At 59.2% G+C, this 23,680-nt stretch carries 26 protein-coding genes and 1 tRNA gene; 16 read left to right on the top strand and 11 right to left on the bottom strand.

The genetic code is table 11. The annotated features are described in order from the left end of the window. Positions 1-6: 6 nt before the first annotated feature. From WS57_RS38285 to WS57_RS22180, 4 genes are all read right to left on the bottom strand, one after another. Positions 7-1,515 carry a DUF6765 family protein gene (locus tag WS57_RS38285; RefSeq protein ID WP_335645809.1) on the bottom strand — a complete coding sequence of 503 codons (1,509 nt, stop codon included), beginning with the start codon at positions 1,513-1,515 and terminating at the stop codon, positions 7-9. After that, positions 1,425-3,056 (bottom strand): LVIVD repeat-containing protein, encoded by a 1,632-nt coding sequence (locus tag WS57_RS22190; protein ID WP_069244853.1) that lies wholly within the window; start codon positions 3,054-3,056, stop codon positions 1,425-1,427. Before WS57_RS22190 ends, WS57_RS38285 begins: the two co-directional genes overlap by 91 nt. 69 nt (positions 3,057-3,125) lie before the next feature. Beyond that, positions 3,126-4,757, bottom strand: coding sequence for an LVIVD repeat-containing protein (locus WS57_RS22185; protein ID WP_069244852.1), 1,632 nt, complete (start codon positions 4,755-4,757; stop codon positions 3,126-3,128). 46 nt (positions 4,758-4,803) lie between these two features. Beyond that, positions 4,804-5,169 carry a hypothetical protein gene (locus tag WS57_RS22180; protein WP_236871959.1) on the bottom strand — a complete coding sequence of 122 codons (366 nt, stop codon included), beginning with the start codon at positions 5,167-5,169 and terminating at the stop codon, positions 4,804-4,806. Between the two features lie 578 nt (positions 5,170-5,747). Here WS57_RS22180 and WS57_RS22175 point away from each other — a divergent pair. Both WS57_RS22175 and infA read left to right on the top strand, forming a co-directional pair. Beyond that, positions 5,748-5,951: a cold-shock protein gene (locus WS57_RS22175; protein ID WP_009687567.1), complete on the top strand. Its 204-nt coding sequence runs from the start codon at positions 5,748-5,750 to the stop codon at positions 5,949-5,951. A 385-nt stretch (positions 5,952-6,336) separates the two neighbouring features. Further along, a complete protein-coding gene (infA, locus tag WS57_RS22170; RefSeq protein ID WP_009687568.1) occupies positions 6,337-6,603 on the top strand; it encodes a translation initiation factor IF-1 in 267 nt (88 codons plus the stop codon). 176 nt (positions 6,604-6,779) lie between these two features. Here the strand turns inward: infA and WS57_RS22165 are convergent, their stop codons facing one another. Next, positions 6,780-7,124, bottom strand: a complete 345-nt coding sequence (locus WS57_RS22165; protein WP_009687569.1) for a cupin domain-containing protein — start codon at positions 7,122-7,124, stop codon at positions 6,780-6,782. A gap of 456 nt (positions 7,125-7,580) precedes the next feature. On the opposite strand from WS57_RS22165, the gene WS57_RS22160 reads away from it, so the two are divergent. The 6 genes from WS57_RS22160 to WS57_RS22135 all read left to right on the top strand — a co-directional run bounded on the left by WS57_RS22160 (position 7,581) and on the right by WS57_RS22135 (position 9,351). Next, a complete protein-coding gene (locus tag WS57_RS22160) occupies positions 7,581-7,865 on the top strand; it encodes a hypothetical protein (RefSeq protein ID WP_040126814.1) in 285 nt (94 codons plus the stop codon). Positions 7,866-7,912: 47 nt separating this feature from the next. Then, positions 7,913-8,122, top strand: coding sequence for a hypothetical protein (locus WS57_RS22155; RefSeq protein ID WP_009687571.1), 210 nt, complete (start codon positions 7,913-7,915; stop codon positions 8,120-8,122). A gap of 33 nt (positions 8,123-8,155) precedes the next feature. Continuing rightward, on the top strand, positions 8,156-8,368 hold the full coding sequence (gene rpsU / locus WS57_RS22150) for a 30S ribosomal protein S21 (RefSeq protein WP_009687572.1): 213 nt from the start codon (positions 8,156-8,158) through the stop codon (positions 8,366-8,368). An 18-nt stretch (positions 8,369-8,386) separates the two neighbouring features. Next, the gene (locus WS57_RS22145; RefSeq protein ID WP_009687573.1) at positions 8,387-8,584 is read left to right on the top strand and encodes a hypothetical protein; all 198 of its coding nucleotides are present in this window, start codon (positions 8,387-8,389) and stop codon (positions 8,582-8,584) included. A gap of 34 nt (positions 8,585-8,618) precedes the next feature. Continuing rightward, positions 8,619-8,936 carry a hypothetical protein gene (locus WS57_RS22140; protein WP_040128754.1) on the top strand — a complete coding sequence of 106 codons (318 nt, stop codon included), beginning with the start codon at positions 8,619-8,621 and terminating at the stop codon, positions 8,934-8,936. 130 nt (positions 8,937-9,066) lie between these two features. Then, entirely contained in the window at positions 9,067-9,351 is a 285-nt protein-coding gene (locus WS57_RS22135; RefSeq protein ID WP_059518071.1) for a hypothetical protein, read from the top strand. A gap of 52 nt (positions 9,352-9,403) precedes the next feature. On the opposite strand, the gene WS57_RS38090 is transcribed toward WS57_RS22135, so the two are convergent. Beyond that, positions 9,404-9,781: a hypothetical protein gene (locus WS57_RS38090; RefSeq protein ID WP_236871956.1), complete on the bottom strand. Its 378-nt coding sequence runs from the start codon at positions 9,779-9,781 to the stop codon at positions 9,404-9,406. Between WS57_RS38090 and WS57_RS22125 the strand changes: the two genes are divergently transcribed. The 3 genes from WS57_RS22125 to WS57_RS22115 all read left to right on the top strand — a co-directional run bounded on the left by WS57_RS22125 (position 9,771) and on the right by WS57_RS22115 (position 11,140). Beyond that, positions 9,771-10,298, top strand: a complete 528-nt coding sequence (locus WS57_RS22125; RefSeq protein ID WP_059518062.1) for a hypothetical protein — start codon at positions 9,771-9,773, stop codon at positions 10,296-10,298. The genes WS57_RS38090 and WS57_RS22125 overlap by 11 nt on opposite strands. An 86-nt stretch (positions 10,299-10,384) precedes the next feature. Next, positions 10,385-10,459 (top strand) — tRNA-Gly (locus WS57_RS22120). 84 nt (positions 10,460-10,543) lie between these two features. Beyond that, positions 10,544-11,140 carry a DUF6538 domain-containing protein gene (locus WS57_RS22115; protein ID WP_208610314.1) on the top strand — a complete coding sequence of 199 codons (597 nt, stop codon included), beginning with the start codon at positions 10,544-10,546 and terminating at the stop codon, positions 11,138-11,140. On the opposite strand, the gene WS57_RS22110 is transcribed toward WS57_RS22115, so the two are convergent. Continuing rightward, positions 11,137-12,263 (bottom strand): IS3 family transposase gene (locus WS57_RS22110; RefSeq protein ID WP_419468979.1). Its coding sequence is split into 2 segments (ribosomal slippage): positions 11,137-12,005 and positions 12,005-12,263, totalling 1,128 coding nucleotides; the frame shifts between segments, so codons are not numbered across the junction. The two genes, WS57_RS22115 and WS57_RS22110, sit on opposite strands and share 4 nt — an antisense overlap. Before the next feature lie 373 nt (positions 12,264-12,636). On the opposite strand from WS57_RS22110, the gene WS57_RS22100 reads away from it, so the two are divergent. Then, on the top strand, positions 12,637-13,755 hold the full coding sequence (locus tag WS57_RS22100) for a site-specific integrase (RefSeq protein ID WP_236871955.1): 1,119 nt from the start codon (positions 12,637-12,639) through the stop codon (positions 13,753-13,755). Between the two features lie 3 nt (positions 13,756-13,758). Here the strand turns inward: WS57_RS22100 and WS57_RS22095 are convergent, their stop codons facing one another. After that, a complete protein-coding gene (locus WS57_RS22095; RefSeq protein WP_059685640.1) occupies positions 13,759-13,941 on the bottom strand; it encodes a helix-turn-helix domain-containing protein in 183 nt (60 codons plus the stop codon). A gap of 148 nt (positions 13,942-14,089) precedes the next feature. Here WS57_RS22095 and WS57_RS37225 point away from each other — a divergent pair, with 148 nt between their 5' ends. Then, positions 14,090-14,443, top strand: a complete 354-nt coding sequence (locus WS57_RS37225; protein ID WP_155774335.1) for a hypothetical protein — start codon at positions 14,090-14,092, stop codon at positions 14,441-14,443. An 84-nt stretch (positions 14,444-14,527) separates the two neighbouring features. Further along, entirely contained in the window at positions 14,528-14,833 is a 306-nt protein-coding gene (locus tag WS57_RS22085) for a hypothetical protein (protein ID WP_230971849.1), read from the top strand. Positions 14,834-14,889: 56 nt separating this feature from the next. Here WS57_RS22085 and WS57_RS22080 read toward each other — a convergent pair whose 3' ends face one another. From WS57_RS22080 to WS57_RS22065, 3 genes are all read right to left on the bottom strand, one after another. Beyond that, complete coding sequence (locus WS57_RS22080; protein ID WP_069244850.1) at positions 14,890-15,474, bottom strand: recombinase family protein; 585 nt, start codon at positions 15,472-15,474, stop codon at positions 14,890-14,892. Between the two features lie 450 nt (positions 15,475-15,924). Continuing rightward, positions 15,925-18,120: a hypothetical protein gene (locus WS57_RS37220; protein WP_155774334.1), complete on the bottom strand. Its 2,196-nt coding sequence runs from the start codon at positions 18,118-18,120 to the stop codon at positions 15,925-15,927. A gap of 1,069 nt (positions 18,121-19,189) precedes the next feature. Beyond that, on the bottom strand, positions 19,190-20,644 hold the full coding sequence (locus WS57_RS22065; protein ID WP_069244847.1) for a hypothetical protein: 1,455 nt from the start codon (positions 20,642-20,644) through the stop codon (positions 19,190-19,192). A 343-nt stretch (positions 20,645-20,987) separates the two neighbouring features. On the opposite strand from WS57_RS22065, the gene WS57_RS22055 reads away from it, so the two are divergent. Continuing rightward, positions 20,988-22,198, top strand: a protein-coding gene (locus tag WS57_RS22055) for an IS3 family transposase (protein WP_155774271.1) whose coding sequence is annotated in 2 segments (ribosomal slippage) — positions 20,988-21,303 and positions 21,303-22,198 — 1,212 coding nt in all. Because the reading frame shifts where the segments join, the coding sequence is not laid out codon by codon here. A 601-nt stretch (positions 22,199-22,799) separates the two neighbouring features. Next, positions 22,800-23,567 carry a tRNA (guanosine(46)-N7)-methyltransferase TrmB gene (gene trmB / locus WS57_RS22050; protein ID WP_069244846.1) on the top strand — a complete coding sequence of 256 codons (768 nt, stop codon included), beginning with the start codon at positions 22,800-22,802 and terminating at the stop codon, positions 23,565-23,567. Positions 23,568-23,680 lie beyond the last annotated feature (113 nt).

The raw sequence follows: 23,680 nt of genomic DNA, 5'->3' as shown, positions 1-23,680 counted from the left end.
TCCCGCTCAGTAATCGGACGATGAAATCAACCCCGTTATCTTCCAGTCGGCTCCGCTGCGCTGCTCCGATACGATCCCGATCGTGTCGTACGGCGCATCGAGCAGCCTGATCAGCGCGACCGCGCGCTTGTTCCCGTCGGCCGAGTCCGGCAACGCGAACACCACGAACGGCAGGATCGGCGACGGCTTGTCGCCTTCGACGATCAGCGGCAGCACCGCCTCGTTCAGCGACTTGAACACCGCGAACGAGGCACGGTTGCGGAAAGCGGCAGATGCGCCGCCGGTCGCATGCGACGCGTTCGCGAGCGCGACGTACGTCCCGTGATCCCTCAGCCGCCATCCGCTCAGTTGATCGACCAGCGCACTGTCCGGCTTGCGCGTTCGGTTGTCGATTGCAAGCGCGGGCAGCCAGCGCCTGTCGACCGGCGACGTCGTGACCCAGTCGTCGAAGAAGCGCGTATAGAAATCGACGAGCGCCGGGGCCGCGCCCGCCTGCGCGGCCGGCGACACCGGCGTCGGGATATCGCGCCTGCCGTGCCACCGGACGGCCTTCCATCCGGCGCCGTCAGGCAGGCTGATGCCGTCGAGGAACTCGGTGTCGGCGATGCCGTGCGCGACGAACCAGTCCGACTTCGCCCGTTTGGTTCGCGCATCGATAAAGCCGGCGAGCATCGGCCGGACCTGCTCCCACGGCAGTGCATGCCGCGACACGCCGTCGATCGCCGGGTATCGCGACAGCTGCACGTAGGTCGACTTCGCCATCGCTTCGACGTCGGCGGGCCAGCGCCACGTCATGTCGGCGACATGGCCGGACGGACCGCCGCGCGCAGCCGGCGCGGCCATTGCAAGATTCGCGTCGCATTCGATGCCGTAGCGACGCCAGTCCGGCACGGAAGGCACGCCCTGGTGCGCCCACGCATCCTGCAACGCATGGAGCGCACGGCCGAACTCGCCGAGCATGAACGCCGCGTGGCGACCGCCGGCGCGCCGCAGCGTCGCGTCGATCGACGCTTGCACTGCCGGTCCGTCAGGCACCACGGCGCGGGTTTGCGCGGCCGCCGGCAGGTACGCGCCGGCCGGATAGTGAGCGGCTTGCGCGTCGACGGCGTCGGGAACGAAGCGCGACAGACACGCAAACTGCAAAGGCGTCGTCATGTATTCGATCGAGCCGGCATCGATGCGCTGATCGGCCAGCGCAATCGCGCTGGCCTCGCCGTCCGCGAACCCCGCCTGCTTCGCCAGCCAGTACGTCAGGCCGAGGTGCACGTCGGATTCGAAGCCGGCGCAACGCAGCGGAATCGCGAGTGCGGCCGCCAGAAACAGCGTCGCCGCGCGTGGCTTTCGTCGTAAGCCGTTGCGCACGACGATCGGGGCGAAGGTTTCGATCCCAAGCCACGGCACGCGGCGGGCATCGTGCGCGTGCTTCAATTGCCGATCTCCGTGGCCTTCGTGCTCTCGGGGAACGGCCAGCTGCCGTTTTCGAACGACAGCACCAGCAGCCCGTTGTCCTGGCATGCGGTGGTCAGCAAGTGCCGGTCGAAGTCGAAATCGAGTCGCGACGCGCACCAGTCGGGGCCGCCCGCACGATATTGACCGAAGATCAAATGCGCCGAGCCGGCGCCCGGCGACTTCGCGGACGGCGGGTTGTAGTACGCGATTTCCTTCGGCTTCGACGGGTCGCGAATGTCGAATACGCGCACGCCGGAGTTGAAGTAGCTGCACGCGAGCGCCGTGGCGTTCTCCCGGTTGTCGACGCTGCAGTAGTGGCTGCCGTAGGTGAACGTCGCGAGGCCCTGTATGTCCGGGATGACCTTGCTGCAGTTCTGCACGGCATGCGTCTCGAGTCGAAGCTCGGACACGAGCCGCGGCGACGCTTCGTTCGACATGTCGTAGATATGCCCGAGCGGAAACGGCGTCATGCCCGCATTGCAGGCGGCCTTCACCGCTGCCGCCGACGGGTCCTGAAGGCCGCCGGAGCCGCCCTCGTCCACTTCGATCAGATAGGGCTTGCCGCCCACCAGGAACGAAATCGTATGTTGCGCGACACTGCCGTCCCGCACCGGCACGGTCGCGATTCGGCGCATTTGCGCATTGGGACGCCGATTCTGCACGTCGCTGGTATCGACGACGAAGAACCCGTTGTCGCCGTTCGAGTTCACGTTGTCCAGCGGCGGCGGCCCCATGCCGGCTGCCGCACCCCCGTTCCCGATCGCGACGAAGTACGCACGCGTCCCATCCTGGCTCACCGACAAACCGTGCGGATCGCTGCCGAAACCCAGCTCGGCCATGCTGATTGCCGAGATCAGCTTCGGCCGCGTCGGTATCGTCAGGTCGATCGCGTAGTAGGCCTTCGCGCCGGGCGACCCGATGTAGTACGTGAAGCCGTCCGGAGAGAAACCGCCTTCGTGACCCAGCGGCGTCGCGCCCGGAACGACGCCGCCGTCGGCGCCCGTGCCGACCGGCACACTGGCCAGCAGCTGCGGTCGCGTGCAGTCGGTCGCAATATCGTACAGGTCGAGTTCGGGGCCGCCGGCGCCGCCGAGCCCGTTGTCTCCGGCCAGGATCCCGCGCGCGACGTTCACGCGCAGCGATTCCCACGGATCGATCATCGCCGTCGACGTCAGCGAGCTCACGCGCACCGGGTGCGCGGGATCGGAGAGGTTGATCACCGGCACACCGGGATTGATGCGCGGCGGCGCAGCCGGATTGTTGAATATCGGCGTCGCGCCCATCGTCGCATGATAGAAACAGGTCTGCCCCTGCTTGTCCGTATAGGTCGCGGCCGACCACGACGCACCCTCGCCCTGCAGCTGGCTCACGCGCTTCAGGTTGCAGTTGAAGCCGCCGAAGCCGGACTGGCGCAGCGCGGCCGGCACCTGTCCCTGCAGCGCCGTCTCGGGCGTGTCGCCCGGGCTGCAACTGGGCACACGCGGCACGACGTAGTCCGCGACGGATACGGCGGGCGTCGCGCTGACCGTGTTGTCGTCTCCGCCGCAGCCGGCGAGTGTCAGCGCGCCAAGCGATATCGCTATCGCGAATCGAGTCGGGAATGGCATCTTCGTCTCCTTCTGTACTGCAGAAATATCAATGCGAGGTGTTTCGAATGAGGTCGCGCGTGGCCGGCGTCAATTGCCGATCTCCGTGGCCCTCGTGCTTTCGGGAAACGGCCAGCTACCGTTTTCGAACGACAGCACCAGCAGCCCGTTGTCCTGGCATGCGGTGGTCAGCAAGTGCCGGTCGAAGTCGAAATCGAGTCGCGATGCGCACCAGTCGGGACCGCCCGCGCGATACTGGCCGAGCATCAGATGCCCCGACCCGGCGCCGGGCGATTTCGCAGCAGGCGGGTTGTAGTACGCGATTTCCTTCGGCTTCGACGGGTCGCGAATGTCGAATACGCGCACGCCGGAATTGAAGTAGCTGCATGCGAGCGCCGTCGCGTTTTCCCGGTTGTCGACGCTGCAGTAGTGACTGCCGTAGGTGAAGGTGGTGAGACCCATGATGTCGGGAATGACCTTGCTGCAGTTCCGGGTGGCATGCGTTTCGAGTCGAAGTTCCGACACGAGACGAGGGGCGGCTTCGTTCGACATGTCGTAGATATGCCCGAGCGGAAACGGCGTCATGCCCGCATTGCACGCGGCCTTGACGCTCGTTGCGCCGGGGTCCTGAAACCCGCCGGCGCCCCCTTCGTCGACTTCGATCAGATAGGGCTTGCCGCCCGACAGAAACGAAATCGTGTGCTGTGCCGCACTGCCGTTTCGCACCGGTACGGTTGCGATTCGGTGCATTTGCGCATTGGGACGCCGATTCTGCACCTCGCTGGTATCGACGACGAAGAACCCGTTGTCGCCTGCCATGCTCATGTTATCGAGCGGCGGATTGCCTTGGCTGTATGCCGTGCCGCCGTTCCCGGCGGACACGAAGTACGCGCGCGTTCCATCCCGGCTCACCGACAAGCCATGGGGAAGCGCGCCGAAGCCGAGATCGGCCATGCTGATTGCCGAGATCAGCTTCGGCCGCGTCGGCACCGTCAGATCGACTGCGTAGTAGGTTCTCGATACGGACGCGCCGATGTAGTACGTGTAGCCGTCCGGCGAGAAACCGCCTTCGTGTCCCAGCGGCTTGGTGGCCGCGACAACGCCGCCGTCGGCACCCGTACCGATCGGCACGCTGGCCAGCAGTTGCGGCCGCGTGCAGTCCGACGAAATGTCATACAGATCGATCTCGGGACCGCCGCCGCCGCCGAGCCCGTTGTCTCCGGCCAGGATCCCGCGCGCGACGTTCACGCGCAGCGACTCCCATGGATCGATCATCGCCGTCGACGTCAGCGATCTCACGCGCACCGGACGTGCCGGATCGGTGATGTCGATCACCGGCACGCCCGGGTTCGTGCGCGGCGGCGCATCCGGATTGTTGAATATCGGCGTCGCGCCCATCGTCGAATGGTAGAAGCAGGTCTGCCCCTGCTTGTCCGTATAGGTCGCGGCCGACCACGACGCCCCCTCGCCCTGCAGCTGGCTCACGCGCTTCAGGTTGCAGTTGAAGCCGCCGAAGCCGGACTGGCGCAGCGCAGCCGGTACCTGTCCTTGCAGCGCCGTCTCGGGTGTGTCGCCCGGGCTGCAACCCGGCACGCGCGGCACGACGTAGTCCGAGACGGATACGGCGGGTGTCGCGCTGATCGTGTTGTCGTCTCCGCCGCAGCCGGCAAGCACGAGCGTGCTGATCGATGTCGCGATCGCGACCCGGGCCTTCAATCGCATCTTTGTCCCCTCCTGTTTTCGTGTACCGTTCGAATCGTTCCAGTGCTTAGTTATCCGGATATATTTCGATGACAGCGACTTCGATCTGCTCGCCGGACTGACTATGAAAATGAAGCGAAAACCGTCCGGTGATGCCGACAGGAAGCAGATCCAGCGACTGATTGGCGCCGGATGCACAGGCAGCGAGCGCGCCTGGTATTTCGTGCACCATCAACACGCCGGCCTCTCGAGCATGAACATCGATATGCACCGGCGCGCCTTCGCGGATCGCGATCACGGATCGCTCCCACGGCGCCTTGTTGCGGTCGACGGTGACGGAAAAAACCTGTTGCGCGGACGGTTTTTCCGACGCCCACGACAGATGGCGCGCGACGCCGTATGCAAGCACGAGCGCCACTACGGTAGCGATCAACGCGACGGATCGATACCGACGTCGCAAACTGCTCTCCCCCATCCCGTCGCTCCGTTTCGTCGCTCGCACCATGCGGTGCCATCCTGCCGGCAGGCCCGTTCGGTGTGCGGCCTGCTTCGGTTCGCCGAATATTAGTGAGGGCAGCGATGCGGCGATATCTGCTTATTGCGAGTTGTCGAAAAATTGCGTCCGGACTAACCCGGGTGACGGGATCGGGATGGGGATCGGATTTCCGCGGTGTACGTCGACGCCTCCGACACATCAGCCGGCATCGTTGCCGGCACAACCATATCGTCGCTCCGTGACGCCGAGGCTTTATCGCTCCGCAACCGTATTTTCACGCGGCAACCCGGTACGATTTCACGCTCTTGCCCTGCATTGATCCATTGGGTCCGGAGCGAAACAGCTTGACCTCGGTCACGATAGCGCGTATGGTCTCTCGTTGAAGTCCTCAAGAAGCGCGATTGCTGTTCATCATTGACCGCGGAACGCGGTATTCGTTGTCCTCTCCCTCCTTGATTGATTCTTTCCCGCGTCCGTCCGGGACGCATTCGCTCATCCATTCCCAGGAGATTTCCATGGATACCGGTACCGTCAAGTGGTTCAACGACACCAAGGGTTTTGGCTTCATCACGCCCGACAAGGGCGGCGACGATCTGTTCGCCCATTTCTCGGAGATTCGCGGCGACGGCTTCAAGACGCTCGCCGAGGGTCAGAAGGTCAGCTACGAAACGAAGCGCGGCCCGAAGGGCCTGCAGGCGTCGAACATCACCCCGCTGTAACCCGCCATCCGGCACCGGCGCGCAACTCGCGCGCCGGCGTCCAGCCGCATTACCTCGTCATCCGCGGCGCTGTCGCGGATGACGAGCGTCCGTCACGCAGCACCCCGTACCACGGGCGCCCACCCGCCGCTGCGCAGCCATTGCTGCGTGACGCGCGACGTTGAACCGGGCGCCCCGTCAAACACTCGCCCTGATGCACCGCAAGCGACGGAACGTCCGCTTGCCCCGCAATGGCGAGTCGCGTCGGCCACGCACCTTGTCGCGCGTCGGCCATCCTCGCCGGTAACCGCGATGTCGGCCTGTTGCGCCGAAGCCCGCCGTAGTCCGGCTGCAATGACGATCTGATCTGCGCAAGCAGTCAATCGCCCTGATTGGAGAAATTGGTTTGGCAAAAGAAGAACTATTGGAACTGGACGGCGTTGTCGACGAAGTGCTTCCGGACAGCCGATTTCGCGTGACGCTGGAAAACGGCGTGGTCGTCGCCGCCTATGCATCGGGACGCATGCGCCGCCACCATATCCGGATCCTTGCCGGCGATCGGGTCAGGCTGGAATTGTCCGTCTATGACTTGACGAAGGGCCGCATCAACTACCGGCACAAGGACGAACGCGCATCGGCCGCTTCGCCCGCGCGCCGCACCTTCCGGCGCTGAGCGCCTCTCTGCGTACGGACGAGTCACCGACATGCGTCGCTCGTCCGGCGCGTCGAACCCGCTGTCACGCGGCGCCGCTATCCGGCAGCACATCGGAATGGCGCGTTGCACTGCCGGCGCGGCTCAACTCATCGGAACAACCTGCGCTTTTGCGGGGGACGCAGCCAGCGGCTCGCTCAGGCGAAGACGAAGTACTTGCGCACCGTTTCCACCACTTCCCAGGTTCCCTTCATGCCGGGTTCGATCACGAACACGTCGCCGGCCTTCAGGTGCACCGATGCCTCGCCTTCCGGCGTGATGATGCAGTAGCCGTCGAGGAAGTGGCAGTACTCCCATTTCTCGTAGTTCACCTCGAACTTGCCCGGCGTGCAGATCCAGGTGCCCATGATCTTGCTGCCGTCGCTGGAGACGTAGGCGTTGAGGTTCACGGTGTGCGGGTCGCCGCCGATGCGCTTCCACTTGGTCGCATCGAGGACCGGGGTCGGGCAGGTTTCGCGCAAGACGGTGATGAAATCGGACATGTTGGCTCCAGACGATCGAATAAACGGTCTGACACGTTAGTTCGAAAGCGTTGCCGGGGCTTGTATGCGTCCGACACTGACTCGTCAATTTTCGACACCGCCCCTCAAACCATCCGGCTGTCATTCCGCGCGGTCCGTGCGAAACGGCGCGTCGGGATTGCTCGCGGCCCTGCGAGGAACCGTCGTCTCTACGCGTTTCACTGCGATGCCGACATATCGCACGATCTCCCGAATTGACATTGGCGTCCGACGAGCGATTGGCGTATGATCGTCTCGTCCGAGCACGCATCGATCTTCCGACTGCTCGCCCTCCATCGACCCGCTTGCCGCGTCGCGCCCTTCCCTCCCGCGCGCGCCGTTGTTCCCCTCACCCCACCCGTCGCGCCGCGCAACGGCGATACAGGCTGAATGTGCTCGCCCACGAGATTCGTGGCAGCCGGGCATCAGGAGCTCATCATGAGCATGCATGTCTACCGTGGATTCGAGATCTATCCACTGATTTACCCTCACGTGGCCGCGCCGAACGGCTGCGCACATAACTACGACGGCGGCTTCGACGCAGCCGTCAAGATCTGTCTTCGCGGCACCGCCGACACGCTCACGCAAAGCAAGACTTTCCGGCTGCGCGACGACGCGCCATTCGATACCGCCGGCGACGCGCGCCGCGCCTCGCTGCGCTATGCCGAGAATATCATCGACCAGCATCCGGAAATGCCGGAATTCTTCGCCAACGCGCTCTGACGCAGCTCGCCATTGCGGCGCGACGTATCGATAATGTGGAGGACAAAATGATTGTCGACGAAATTCTCGATCTGGTCAGACGATGCCAGGTCACCCGGAACGACACCACGCTGCCTGCCGGGACGGCCGGTTCAGCACTCGATCATCAGCAGGAATTTCAGATGTTCGCGGCGGTTCGCGCGCTCACCATCGGAGCCGGATATTCGGAGTTCGAATCCGACGAGATCGCGAGCGCCGTCATGACGCGACTCGGCTAACTTTCCACCCCAACGTTTTCAAACAGGAACCCCATGACAACTGTCACGCTCAAGGTCAACGAACCGATCGATGTCGCACTCCGTCGCTTCCGGCGAAGCATCGAAAAAACCGGCCTGATCCGCGAGTTGCGCAGTCGCACCAGCTATGAAAAGCCCACGACCGAGCGCAAGCGCAAGAAAGCGAGTGCCGTCGCCCGGCAACGCCTGCGAACCAGGCGCCTGATGCCGCCCCGCAAGATGTACTAGGAGAACGCCGTGTGCCCCGTGCCGACCGAAGAAGCGTCATTTTTCCCGCTGACGAAATGCGAAGTCGATTTCGACCGGCAGAAAAACCGGGTGACGCTCCTGCCGAGCTTCTATGCCTTCGGCTGCGAGTACACCGGCCGCGGTCTGCTGCTCGAACGGGACGACGCGTTCAGGTTGATCGCGGCAATCGAAAAAGCGCTCAGCGTCGGGAATTGATCCGCGCTGACGCTGCATGACCGGGAGCAACATCATGATCGACGCCACCCCGAACAGCACCTTTCGCCACCTTCCGCTCACGACCGAACAGGACGCGGAAATCCGTCACTACATCAAGCGGAAAACGCAAAAGGGCGAACCATGGGACACCCCGGAGCTCGCGACGATGCTCCGGGACATGCTCGATCCGCCTCCCGCCGACGATGACGAGCCCGAGGCCGACGTCGAGGAAGCGAAGCTGGCCTGCGAGTATGCACTGGCTTCGGTCGATGAAGCGATGGAATCCGTTTCGGCAAGCGAGGAGCGGCACGCGGCGAGGGAGGCCGAGGAGATGAAGCGTCCGAGGCGGTAGCGCGCTGCGACGGCCGAGGTTCATGCCGAAGCGCGCCATCGCCTTTTTTTCATCCACGCCCCTCTTCATCCCGTTTAGTTGCGCGTGCAACCATATCCTCGCGCGCCTCGAAACCGAAATCGCACTGTCCATGAAAATCGATCACCGCTCGATACCCTATTACCTGGTCCTTCGCGGCGGCGGGTCGCCGTACGTGTTGAATGCGGACCGCCTCGTCATTCGCCGCGAAGCGAGTCCGCTGTTGCGCGCGTTTGCGCGAAATCAAGGGCGGTTTTCGAGTATCGACGGCGCGGTATGGAACGCCTTCTCCGATACGGAAGGGCTTTCAGCAGTCGAACGTCGGGAAACGCGGTTCTATGCGTTGGTCAAAGGAACGGAAACCGAGCACCAGCTGCGATTGCTGACGACGCTATGACGTCAATGCGGGGATGAGACCGATGCTGCCCGTCCGGCGGGCAAGATGCGGGTCAGTGTGTCCATCGCTGACCACGCCGCTCGATCGCGGCGGCGACGACATTGAGCACATGACGCGCCACGCCCTCGTCCGTCATGCCGGCATCCAGGTATTGCCGCACCTTCATGGTCTTCGACTGATGGGAACCGTCGTCGTTGTCCACGACCAGGATACTGGCCGTTCCGGCATCAGCCATCAAGACAACCTGGATAGTCCTGCGATAAAGAATCGCCTGCATGCTGAAGGTGGCCATGGCCGTGCCCGGTTCGGTTGATCGAGCCTCAAGTATGCGCGCCGACTGCCGGTCGAATTCGCTTATATACGCGCCGTTTCCGTTCGTTTCGCGGGCAATTCGGATTCGGTGAGCAGCTTTGACCTGTATGCGTTCCATCACCGGGCCGGCCGGCCCGGCTCGACTGACAGCTGCCGGACCGATCGCGTCGTCGACGCAAGCCGCGCCCGCCTTCGGCCTGCTGCAGGGCGGTGGTGTCAGCGTGAACAAGTTTTACCAGATCGTCATGACGAAGCGGCTCGGCAAGAAGCGCTTCATCGCGCTGGGCAACCATCCGCTCCATGCCGCATGCATGCGCGGCCTGACCTTCACGTTTTTTGCGTTCAGCTTGTTCTGGTTCTGGTCCACGTGGACGCAGATGGGTTCGCTGATCGCCGCGCTCTGCTGGAGCACGCTCGCGCGGGTGTGGCTGATCGTCTTCGCCGCCGCGACGATCGTGCTCGCCCTGCTGCAATGGGCGCGGGCGGGAGTGCTGATGCTGGGCTCGGCCGAACATCCGTGGTTCCTGTCGCGCTATACGCGTACCGCATGGGGCACCGCAATGGCCGTCGTCACGGTGCTGACGCTGGTGATTTCGAGTTCGCCGGCGCCGGATATCGTCTACAAGACTTTTTAAAACGGGCGGGGATGGCGATTTTCGCGCCCGAGGCCAGGCCGTCCGCTTGCCATCCCCACCCAAACCCCTGTAGAATCGCAGGCTCTGCGGGCGTCGTATAATGGCCATTACCTCAGCTTCCCAAGCTGATGACGTGGGTTCGATTCCCATCGCCCGCTCCACACACCACTTAGCCCCTTGATTCCGCTGGGTTATGTGCGTGTCTCACGAGCTTCGCCGCACCACTACTACAGTGGTCTCCTACGGTGGCTCAAACCTCCTGCCTCTATCGTCGCCCCAGCGGCATCTACGTCGTTCGTCTCGTAGTCCCGCATCGGTTGCGCGTAGCAGTCGGCAAGACCGAAATTCATGCGTCCACCCGACTCCGGGATTGGGAAGCCGCTAAACTCGTCGCCCATCGAATTCTGTCGCACTGGCGCGAGCACTTCATGACGTTGGACATCGAAAAACTGAGGGCGGAAAACCCGCTGATCGACGGCGCGGGCATGATTCCCGTTGTGGACGCTGCACGGACCATTGGTATGCCGCCGAAACTGTTGGCGAATGAATTGCTCAACGATGGCGCGCAAGTCTTCATGCACCTCCACAGGCAGTCCTGTTGGCGAGTGCCTGTTCTCAACGACCTTGATCGGGACTTCGGCGGCGAATTCATCTGGAACGAAGTCGAAGCCTACCGCGAACAGACCCTCCACACCGGACTGGTGCGCTTCCTCGATCCTCGGGCCACGCTGCAACAGGTCATCACCGCCGGGGAATCTCAAGAGGGTGTGTTCCGCGACGGCAAGTTAGCGGGCGTCTTTCTTGAAGACCCAATAGCCGTTGTGACCTGCCCCCGGTTTTAGTCCGAACCGCAGTTAGAGTCCGAGGTTAAAAACTGCTGCTTTGCATCGTGCGCCCGCGCGAACTGCACCGGCGTCAGATAGCCGAGTGAACTATGAGGCCGCTCGGTGTTGTACTCGATACGCCATTCCTCAATCAGCCGCTTGGCGTGGCGCATTGAGACGAACCAGTGCTCGTTCAGGCATTCATCGCGGAACCGCCCGTTGAAGCTCTCGATATAGGCATTCTCCACCGGCTTGCCAGGCCGAATGAACGACAGCGTGACACCGGCTTCGTAGGCCCATGCATCCAGCACCTTACCAGCGAACTCCGGCCCGTTGTCGACCGTGATGGATGCGGGTAAGCCTCGCATCTCCTTGAGCCGCTCGAGCACTTGCTGCACTCGTAGGCCCGGCAGCGAAGTATCGACCTCGATGGCCAAGCACTCGCGCGTGTAGTCGTCGACCACGTTCAGGCATCGAAACCGCCGACCATAGGCCAGCCCGTCAGAAACGAAGTCCATCGACCAGCTCTGATTCGGGCCTGTTGCTAACGGCAGCGGCGTGCGCTCGACAGCCGCAATACGCTTGCGTCGCCGCTTGCGCACGCTCAGCCCCGCCTTGCTGTACAGGCGCCAGATGCGCTTGTGGTTGGCGAAGCAGCCATCCCGCTGCAACAGCACGTGAATCCGGCGATAGCCGTAGCGGCGCTTCTGCGCGGCGATGGCCATCATCCGGCCAGTCAGCGCTTCGTCATCAACTCGGCGGCGTGATTCGTAGTGGAACAGCGAGCGCGAAATCCCTACCAGCCCGCAGGCCCGGGTAACACCCATGGCACGTTCGGTCATCAATATCCGGACCGCTTCGCGCTTGGCCTGCGGGCTTGCTACTTTCGAGCCAGCAGGTCCTTCAGCGCGGCGTTGTCGAGCATCGATTCGGCTAACAGTCGCTTGAGCTTGCTGTTCTCCTGCTCCAGTTCCTTCAGGCGCTGAGCTTCGGAGACCGTCATCCCGCCGAACTTCGCTTTCCAGTTGTAGTAGGTCGCTTCCGAGATGCCGTACTTGCGACACAGCTCCGCCGGCTTCAGGCCAGCCTCGGCTTCCTTCAAGATGCCGATGATCTGTTCTTCGGTGAATCGCTTTTTCATTGCCGTTCCTCTCTGGAACGGACTCTACACCGTCACCGTACTAAACGCGGGGAGCAGGTCAGTTGACCTCGCCCGGTGCATCGTGCTCAAAACGGCCGTCACAAAGGTTCGCGCCCGGCTCGTTGCGTCACTCAGCCCTGCCCCTACAGTCGCCCTGCCAGCGCCGTCGATCATTTCGAGCGCGCCAACAGCGCTGACCGTCCCAAGCCCGTCAGCGACCGTTGGTGATGTCCCAGCCGTGTTCCCCCCAAGCACTGAGCCAGCCGTGATTGTCTCGGACCCGATCACCGCCAAGCATGGCAAGAAGCGATTCTCTCAGCTATTTGAGTTTTACAAGCGGTCTCGCACATGGAGCGAGGGTCAAATCCGACGCATGACCACGGAAGCCGGTTTTTTCAGTGACCTGATGGGAGACCCCGAACTTGGTGAAATCGAGTTGGAGACAATCGACCAATACGCCAGCCGATTAGCTCAGCTACCATCAAACATCTATCGGGCCAGACAACGGTTCGGAATGGATACCTCCATTGACGAGTTAATCCACATTGCGGAACGCGAGGGGCTGGACCTCAAGAACGAAACGACCGTCAAGAACCACATTGGCCGACTCAGCGAAATCCTAGGGTTCGGGGCACGAAAACACATGCTTCGGTTCAACCCGGCGTCTGACTACAAGCGCAGGGACGGGCGCTTCAACGTGCCGCGAGCGCAAGACGAACGACACGCATTTACATCGCATGAGTTGTCGTTGATCTTCGCGCAGGATTGGTTCACTACCGGCACAAGCTCCTTCACTCGCACCGGCTGGACGAAGTGGCGCCCCCATTACTACTGGCTGCCCTTGCTTGGTCTGTTTACAGGCGGACGTATCAACGAATTGTCGCAGCTATACCTCGTGGACATTGTCCAAAGCGAGGCCGGACAGTGGTTTCTCGACTTCAATCTGATGGGAGCGGACAAAGTTGACGAGAGCGACAAATCGCTCAAGACGGCCAATGCGCGACGGGTCGTCCCACTACACAATAGACTCGTCCAACTCGGGCTGCCGGAATACGTCCAAGCGCTTCGCAAAGCAGGCCATACCCGTCTATTCCCGGAACTGAAACGGGATGCGGTCAAAGGCTATGGGAAACCAGCTAGTTCGTGGTTCAACGAACGGTTCTTGGGGCGAACGCTCGGCATCGAGCGAAATGGAATGAAGACGTTTCATTCGTTCCGGCATACGTTCCTAACCGCAACGGAGCGTCAGGGCATCCCTGAGCGAGTAATGGCCCAACTCGCGGGACACCAACGCGGGGATACCGAAAGCTATACCCGCTACGCAAAGGACCGAGACGCAGACCAGTTGGCCCCGGTAATCAATGGATTGGCTTTCCCTGAAACTGACGGTATTGCGCCGTTCATCGCATCAGACGGTATCCGGGCCATCCGCTGCGCCGAACGTCAGAAGGATAGCGTGCGTCGTAGATCGAGCGGCGCGAACGCTGTCTAGCCCCTAGTCCTGAACCGACGGTGCGCCCTCCGCACCGTCTTCCTCGAACAATGTCTTGACCGGCACCCCGAGAGCATCGGCAATTGTCTGAATCGAGTCCAGGGATGGATTCGCCTTGCCGGTCTCGATCTTCCCCATATAGCTACGAACGAAGCCGCACTTGTCGGCGAAAGCCTCTTGGCTCAACCCGGTCGTAGCTTTCCGCAGTTCTCGAACCCTCGCCCCGAAGCGATTCCTGAGTGATGTGTTTGCCGTCATGCACGGCATTGTTGGCGGGCACGTATAATCGCGACACACCCTAAAAATGGCCACCCTGAAAGAGGCCACCCTATAAATGACACGACCACATGCAAACCATCGGCGCGCAACGCGCACTTCCATAGCGTTGCTGCTCGCGCTGATGTGCGGACCGGTAACGACCAACCGGGCATGGGCTGGCAGCGAAGGCATATGTCTGCAAATCAGTCGGATGGCCCTGGAGATGGCACGAGACAGGGACGATGGGGTTCCCTATGCGACCGAGCAAGCGAAATTCGAAACGAGCCTCAAAACGATCCAGCCCGAGTGGCGGCGCGAATTCCGCGGGCTCTACATAGGCTCACTCGATCTGGTTTACAAACGTCAACCCAACGCCACGCCAGATCAGTTGCAGCGGGCCGTCTACAAAGTTTGCGCCTCGACCTACTGAAACGTAACGCTGCCGTAGCGCAACAGACTCCGGGCACGTCTTGTTGCGTTTGTTGTTGCCCACCACGAGAAAGAGACCTGACCAATGAGAAAGACATTCGCGGCGTGCGCTCTGGCTTTGAGCCTGACCGCCTGCATGACGATGGGGAGCAAGTTCGACCTTCATGACGCGGACCAATTCGTTCCGGGCGTGACGACGATTCAGCAGGCCCAGGAGAAGCTAGGTGCACCGACGGCAACAAACGCAATGCCGAATGGCGCCACGCTGCAACAATGGGTGTATTCGCAAGCATCGATGTTCGGCGGCACATCATCGAACGTCGCCATCCTCTTTGACCGGGACGGGAAGATGGTGCGGATCGCCAGCAAAAGCCAAGTGAACACTCGCTAAAACCACATGCGGAAGCGGGATGGCGGCGCGCGATCATGCGCCGCACATCGCCCGATTTACGCCCCGCCATTCAGTCCCGCGTCCCGGATCGAAATGATCGTTGCACGAGAGACAGCATAAGCCCGTGCAAGGGCGCTCACCGACTCGCCCCGCCCCACCCCTTCAAGAATCTCGAGGCGCTGTTCTAGCGTGGTTTTAGACGGTCTGCCGAGCCTTTTTCCCTCCTGACGTGCGCGAGCAAGCCCGGCTTGAGTTCGCTCGATCAGTAGATCGCGCTCCATCTCTGCAACCGATGCCAGCATCGTGAGCAGCAGTTTCCCCGCTGGCGACGTTAGATCAGTCTGCCCCAACTGCATCACGATCACCTTGATTGACCGCTTTTCGAGCGCCCGAATGGTTTGCAGCACGTCCACGGCATCACGTCCGAGTCGGTCGAGCTTCGCTACGACGAGCGTTTCCCCATCCCTGATCTTGTCGAGTAATCGCCCGAACTCCGGGCGCTCACTGGCACAGGTCTTTCCACTGATCCCGTGGTCCGAGAACCAGTAATCCACGACGAGCCCCGACCGCTCAAGTTCAAGCCGTTGGTTCTCGGTCGTCTGCTGCCCCGTTGAGACTCGTCCGTATCCAAAGATCGCCATTTGCACCTACCCCTGTCAGAAAACCCTGCCAGGTTAGGATGGCCCGTCACAAAAGCCAAGGGCTATATTTCCAACACCCTGACACCCGCTACCGGAGAGGTGCCGGAAAACGGTCGTTTGCTAACGAGAAGAGAGCTGAAATGCATTCTCCGATTGGCTATCATTTGCGTTACAAACACGCACCCCAGAAAGCGACAAGCGCCCCCTAGCGGTCGATCCAACGTTCACAATATTGCCTAACAGACTCCGTCAGATCGAACAAAAACTCAAACAGCATGAGTCAAAAATTCGGTGACGTGAGAATAGGCTCACCCCAACGCCACCGAATTTTTTCATCAAACACAATCAGTCAAGTTTGCCCATATAAATCCGCCGACCACATTCCACAACAAGCAACGAATTGATCGCCAAAGAGGCCTCACGATTCACATTACACCAACGAAACCCCATTTACTCCATAAGCATCCAAAGCTCATCTTTCGAATTGCTTTGCATTTTCATAATCTGCGCAACACGTCGAGTATGCTTACGCTGCGGGATATATAAATTCCCCTGATGCCCTCTTGCCGGCAAGATTATTTTTGCTCCCAACAGATATTGAATCACACGCTCAGCCGCCTCATGATCCCAATACTTTTCCGCACCACGAAGAAGAGCATCCTCCTTTCTCCCCCGCCCCTTCTGGAAGAACAGCTTCTTAATAATTGCAAGCAAAGTCTTCTGCTTATTCGTAAGATTAAGCTCACTAATCCTTGCAGCAGAAGATGTGTCCTCGCTCTTCCCCACCGTCGGATTCACAAAGACATCCATGAATCCAGTAAGATCAGATACGCCCTTAAGAACTTCAATGAGACAATCCGAGAAGCGCACCGAACCAAACTCCGCCCCCTCTATTGTTAATTCCCCAATTTCAACAGCATTAATAGAGAGATTGGATATCTTCACATCAACGAGCGGCAAATCCTTTATCCGCCCATCATGCACGCTAAATCCACGATAATCAATTTCGTCATCCTCAATCAGCACACGAGCAGCCACAAAATCGCAGCCAACTTGACTGTTTGCATGGGCGCAGCAATGCTTAGCAAATTTCTCCGTGTCATGACCAAGCCCAGCAATACGAGCGAGCATTCGCAATCCAAGTTCACCCAGCGGCTGAACCCATTTTTGCCTCGCCAAATCTTTTTCGAATTTCTGCACAGACTGCGCTAACGCAATGCCCCGCAAACCATCTTTCGCATATTCGTCTATAAAAATTCTCTCCGCCCCACCGTTGCCCGTCCGCCCCAGATAAGGTAGTTTCTGTAGCAATTGAGCAGCCTCGTCGACTGGCGCCGAACCCGTCACATCAAAGAAAACCCTATTGATCTCTTCGGCCGTAATACTCTCCGATCCTTCATATTTTTCCCTTGTTCGCTGCGCCAACAAAAGAAGAATGCTTTTCAGACTATCTTTAAAAATAGCAGGATTGAGTCTTGTCTCACGGGCACAAATTGCATCAAATACGCTTTCAAAAAATTCAAGCTCCCCTTCTGCTGCAGACTCAATTCTATCGACCTCATCACCACTCAACCTAGCCAACAATTGACAAATTAAAGGCTTGCGAGGCATCCAATCAGGAACCGACTGAAGCGTGGTATTTAATTTTAAATACTCCCCCAACTCATCATCGGAGAATTCATCAGGGCACTTCAATATCAACAAATTAGACAGATCGACACCAAGACATTCCGCCATTTCCTCATTCGAGGAAAAATAATGCTCCCGACCGGTGAGGAAAACACCTGCATTTCCGCAGTTAGCGATAAGATCCCGAACCCCTTCAAGGCTCCGCTTTCTGGTCTCCCTTAATCTATTTGGATCACCGGACCACGGCTGCGAACCAATTTCATCAAAGCCATCCAATAGAGTTATTTGCTGACCGCGACGAATACTCCTGACGACATTGTCACTATATTCACCAAGCCCCAAGAGATCCAAATGATCAGCAATAAGTCTATTAAATTTCTTTACGCCATAACTCTCCCGGAGATTGATTGCAATCGGCGGAAACTGCCCATTGCCGTTAATCAACTCCTTAAAAACCTCCATAATGCACCGCGACTTCCCCGAACCAAACTCCCCCATCAATACAATTTTCTTACCTGACTTTAGCTCTGCGGCGATATTTTTTATGGAATACACCGCACCGGAGGAATCCAGATACCTTATAGCCGTGTAAGATTTTTGGTCGACCAATCCCGTATCAGGATCGACCGCACTGCCAAATGGGCTTCGGAGACGCTCAGAAATATACTGACTGGAACCAATGAACTTTGAAGCAAATGTCTCAAGGCTATGGACCTCAACCTCCAATGCCTCCCCCGTCCCTCTGAGCGTTGTATGATCGCCAGATGTAACAAAATAGCACTCTGAAAATATTCTTCTCCCAAAAAGCGCCTGCTTCATTGTATTAAGTTTCATCACATCGTCGCGCAACTTATTTAGATCATCACGCTTCGATACCTCGATCAAAATCCAATAATCCTTCTTTGGCTTTAATACAACATCACATTTGACACCCGCGATATCCTCAGGCTCCGCCTTGGTCGACCAAACGGATTCAGCGATTTTTCTTACTTCACGCTCCACATCTTGCCAACGCACTTTATTCCCCTATTCTGTGATTATTTTCCACATCATAAATATTTCAATACCACTCCGCTCCGACCGCAAGAGCTAGCTATCACCCCGAATCGCAAAAAAGCGAAAGCTTGGGAGTCAAGCCTATGCCTCGCTGGAGACGTCCAAAATGGTAGACCATCCATCGCAGTATAGGGGCTACGGGTGTGCGAACAACCGCTGGGGCCGAGTAGGCGTCGCCAAAGCAACGAAAGTGCTACCGAAGTGAGCTAACCACACGCTCCCACAGCCCAGCGGACGCCTAAGTGCTCGTCTTTCACATTACAGGCACCATTCAGCGAACCCGCTCATCAAAAAGACTCACAACAAAATTCTCCAAAAGACCAATGACAGCAGCCATTCGCCTCCACAAACCAAGCCAAGCATGAAAAAATATTTCGTTTAGAGCGATTCTTTGTGCTAAATTACTCAACGCAGACCCAAGAGACCGGGTTTGTGCTTCCTTGCTTTTCGGCGAAAGAACGGTCGGGCAAGGTCGTAAAGCTGCGAGAGAGACATGCAGCGGGGCATAGATGGGATCGTCATAGTGCTCACCGGTAGAGTTGCCTCGAAAGAGGAGGATGCAGCCGGGACGATGGGGAGTGGTTTGGTTGGCTCAGCTTTGGATCAGCCCCTCCTGACATAATGCGTCATGACCAAAGCGAGGGACTACCCATAGGGAAGAATATGGGAGCGTCGATGCCTCCAACTAGGTTTCTCCCTTGTGAGAAGCCTAGGGAGAGTATTGGCTCTCCCACGGGAAGGGTCTAAACAACGAATACAAAACAAAAGGAATAACTACAGACAAGTTATGTCCTGGATTGCTTCCACTCCCCCTGCTTGAATCGCCGACACACAAACTTGTGTCAACCCTGCCTGCGGAGCGCCAACAAGCGCACGACACGAGCCAACCTCATCGGAAGTTGGACTCCTAGGAAATCCGCGACCGGCCCAAGGTATCGCGTCCTTCAATCGAGCCCACGAATCGTGAATCCTTACAGGGCGGCTGACAATCGCTTTGGACATCGGGCCGGGTGGCGATTCCTATCACGCGCTATCTCAAAATAATGTCCCTAATACGATCCCCAAGCAACTGATCCTCTGGGCGGGCTGTCTCGTCTGCAATTTTCTCATCCAACATCTGAAGCAAATCATCGTCGGTCAGTGGAATAATTAGCCCGCGATTGTCGGCATAGGTATCCCGGCAGCGACGCATCAATAGATCCATATTCTCCACCGATCGACATAACAAAATTCCCACCTGGCCTCTGTTGGGCGAGAACCTACCACTCAATTGATCAACCTCTGGATTCCCCACCTCTCGGCCGTAGTTTTTACACTCTGCGGCGATATACTGACATGGCATATGATGAATTCTATGCAATCTTGAAAATATACCACCATCCGCAGCATTATCAAAAACGATATCAATCCTCTTCCGCCCGTCGTGAATTTCGCGCTCAATCGATGGGCTAATGAGCATTGGATAAAATATCGCCTCCAGTATCCCAGTCACAAGCCGGTGATAAGCGGTTGCTCCGTCGTTACCAACAGGAATAGCGGGCAATCGTTGACGTAGAAAGGTGAGGGCTATCGCAAGATCTAGCCCCGGTTGAATTTGATCGTCGCTCAGAGACGTTTCGGATCGCGCTGCCCATTCACGAAATCCCGTGAACACTTCCCGGTGCCGCACGGTAAACGTCGTCACGAAATCTTTCTCCGCAGGAGCTATCCCCTCTTTGATTTCCTTCTTGGACACCCAAACTCTCTCGCCACCATTTCTCAGTTGACGCCTACGAACAAATGGACCATTTGTTTGCAACTGCTCTTGCTTAAGAAAATCGAGCACAAAGTGTTGGTGATACTTACTCATTCCAAATGCTTTCGCGAAACCAACCACGCCTTTTGGAACAAGCAGGATTGGAGCATCGTCAATGACGAGCATATCGTCATGTGACTCCTCCCAACGGGAATTCTCACGAATCCAACACGGGCCAGTTGCTGTATTGGGTCTAAGCGGAATTCCGTGAAGAAAGCACTGCTGCTGCGTGTATTTAACAAGGCTTCCTCGAATGATATTCGTTGTCATATCGGAGACCTTGTCCTTGTCAATGCCATGAATAAATATTCGACAGTCCTCAAGATGCTCCACGACACCGGTTTGAACCGCACGACTCTGTATGATGCTGTCAAAAATCTGCTGCGCCTGCTGACGCCCCACCCCGCGACCATTTGGATTTCCGCTCGAAATTCCTAAGCAAGTTTCATTAGGCTCGTGCAAATACTCAAACAATCCTCTTGCATGATCCATCTCACCCGCCCGGATCAAATCAAGAAAGAATCTAAAAAACGACTCGATCGTCCTGTGCGCCTCTATAGAGAATGCATCGGACCTATACCCCAACGAATGGGGAGACAAGTAGAGTGGCGTGTCACGATCCGGATCGATATCTACGAAATCAAGCTCTACTTGGCTCTTTCCAAGCTGAAACCGTTCACTTATCTTCATTTTTCTAGGTTCCAATAGAACAACTGCAATAGCGGTGGTATCAAATCTGCTTCTCGGCCGACTTATCCCACAGAACCTCGTTCCAGCGCCCGACGGAACCGGGAAAGCAGGCGGCGTATGGTTGTCGTTTAGTAGATCAATGTCAGATGAAGGACTGTCTCCGGGTCGAATTGCCAGTCAGACAAGAGCCGCGGTGGTCGGTCGATGCCTATCATGTTTGTCGTTTAGGCATTGATATGAACCAAACACTGGAGCAGCCCCTTGAAACACCGGACATAGCCTCTCACTTAAACTAGCGGGTAGGCATAAGACTGTGTTTTTGACTAACACCAGGCAGGAAGTGATGGAAGTGTTGACGGGCCCGGAGCGCCGGCGGCGCTGGACGGCGGAGCAAAAGCTGGCGATGGTTCGCGAGAGTTTCGAACCAGGGAAGTCGGTTTCGATGGTCGCGCGGCAGCACGGCGTGAACCCGAACCAGCTGTTCCACTGGCGCAAGCTGTACCAGGATGGGAGCCTGTCAGCGGTCAAGGCTGGCGAGGAAGTGGTTCCGGCCTCAGAGCTGGCCGACGCGCTCAAGCAGATTCGCGAGCTGCAACGGATGCTCGGCAAGAAGACCATGGAGAACGAGATTCTCCGCGAAGCAGTCGAGTATGGCCGAGCAAAAAAATGGATAGCGCACTCGCCCTCGCTGCCGGAGGACGACCAGTGAAACTGGTTTGTGAAGTTCTCGGCGTGTCGCGCTCGAACGTATCGGCACGACTGTCGCGTCCGGCGACGTGGCGCGATGGCCGTCAATCGCGGCAGACGGACGATGCGAGCGTGGTCGAGGAAATCCGCCGAGTCGTCGGCGATTTGCCCAGCTATGGCTATCGCCGGGTGTGGGGCTCGCTGCGCAATGAACGCATTGCTGCCGGACAGGTGCCGTTCAATGCGAAGCGCATCTATCGCATCATGCGCACTCACGGTCTGCTGATGCAACGGCGTCCAGCACCGCCTCGGCCGCAACGTCGGCACGATGGCAAGGTGGCCGTAGCCCGCAGCAATCAGCGATGGTGCTCGGACGGCTTCGAGTTCCGCTGCGACAACGGCGAGCCGCTTCGAGTGACATTCGCGCTTGACTGCTGCGACCGCGAAGCGATGAGCTGGGCGGCTACGACGGCAGGTCACAGCGGCGACATCGTGCGCGACGTCATGCTGGCCGCAGTGGAAAATCGGTTTGGCAACGAGCTGCATACACCGTCCGAAATCGAGTGGCTGAGTGACAACGGTTCGGGCTATACGGCCGATGATACGCGCCGGTTTGCAGCGGCCATCGGCCTGAAGCCATTGACCACGCCGGTGTGCAGCCCGCAAAGTAACGGGATGGCCGAGAGCTTCGTGAAGACAATGAAGCGCGACTACGTTGCCTTCATGCCAAAGCCGGACGCAGCGACTGCTGCACGCAACTTGGCCATCGCGTTCGAGCATTACAACGAGAAGCATCCCCATAGCGCGCTGAAGTACCGCTCGCCTCGCGAGTTCCGGCGCTCAATGGATTCAGCAACCTTAGTGTGACGCTGTGTCCGGGATTACAGGGTCAACTCCAGATATGAACCAAACACTATCATGGGAACACGAACCGAAGTAGCGACCTCCCACTCGGGTTCAAACGTGAACCGGCCCTCTTGGTTCTGATACAATGCGCCCCTACAGAAGTATCCGACATGGAGTAGTGCTGCCCGCTCCATGTTCCTTTTAAATCAAAGTGTTGCGGATGCGCGTGGAGGAGCCTTCGATTCCCATCGCCCGCTCCACTACGGCTCAACCCTTCCGCACAAGGGTTTCGAAGTTCTCCCACAGTCGCCGTACCGATCCCCCTCTTCTACCAGATCCGATACACGACAAACGGCAACGCTGTTTCTCGATGCCGGCTCCCGCAGCAGCCCTCCCGCCGCCTTGCCAGCCCGGCCAAACCAGTCCATAATCCGCTACTTTCCGGTTTGCAGAACGGGAAATCCTTAAGGATCAACGGCTTGACGACGGCCTGACGCCGTCCCGTCGCCGCGTTCCGCAACCGCGCGCCAGCCGCCTCGTCGAAGGCGGCTTTTTTGTACCGCGCTGGCGCGTCCCGCGCGCCCGATGCCCTCGCCCGCAACCGAGCCATTCTCAGTCACCGATGATGCACGACGATCCGAACGAAGCCGGCCTGCCGCCGCATGACGAAGCCCTTCCCGACGAAACCGCCGACGGCGCCGACGAAGTCAACCCGCTGCACCGCCGCCGCATCCGCAGCTTCGTCACGCGCGCCGGCCGCGTGTCGACCGGCCAGCGTCGCGCGCTCGACGAACTCGGCCCGCGCTTCGTCGTCCCGTACACCGCCGCCATTCCCGACTGGGGTGCCGTATTCGGCCGCCAGGCGCCGCGCATCCTCGAGATCGGCTTCGGGATGGGTGCATCGACCGCCGAAATCGCCGCGCACCGCCCCGGCGACGACTTCCTCGGCGTCGAGGTGCACGAGCCCGGTGTCGGCGCGCTGCTGAAGCTGATCGGCGAGCAGGACCTGCAGAACATCCGCATCATCCAGCACGACGCGGTCGAAGTGATCGAGCACATGCTCGCGCCGGACAGCCTCGACGGCGTGCACATCTTCTTCCCCGACCCGTGGCACAAGGCGCGTCACCACAAGCGCCGGCTGATCCAGCCGCCGCTCGTCGCGCTGCTCGCGTCGCGCCTGAAGCCCGGCGCGTACCTGCACTGCGCGACCGACTGGCAGAACTACGCGGAACAGATGCTGGAAGTGCTCGGCGCCGATCCGTCGCTGGAGAACACGGCCGCCGACTACGCGCCGCGCCCCGACTATCGCCCGGTGACGAAGTTCGAACGACGCGGGCTGCGGCTCGGTCACGGCGTGTGGGACCTCGTGTTCCGCAAGCGCGCGGGCTGACCGCTCGCCCGATGCGCGCCGGCGCGGAACACGCGCCGGCAGCATGCGAAACAAAACGGCCAGACAGGCAATGCCCGTCTGGCCATTTTTACATGATGCGTCCGATGCGCGTG

This window comes from Burkholderia pseudomultivorans (assembly GCF_001718415.1).
GTDB classification, from domain to species: domain Bacteria; phylum Pseudomonadota; class Gammaproteobacteria; order Burkholderiales; family Burkholderiaceae; genus Burkholderia; species Burkholderia pseudomultivorans_A.
This window is presented reverse-complemented; position numbering and strand designations above follow the sequence as displayed.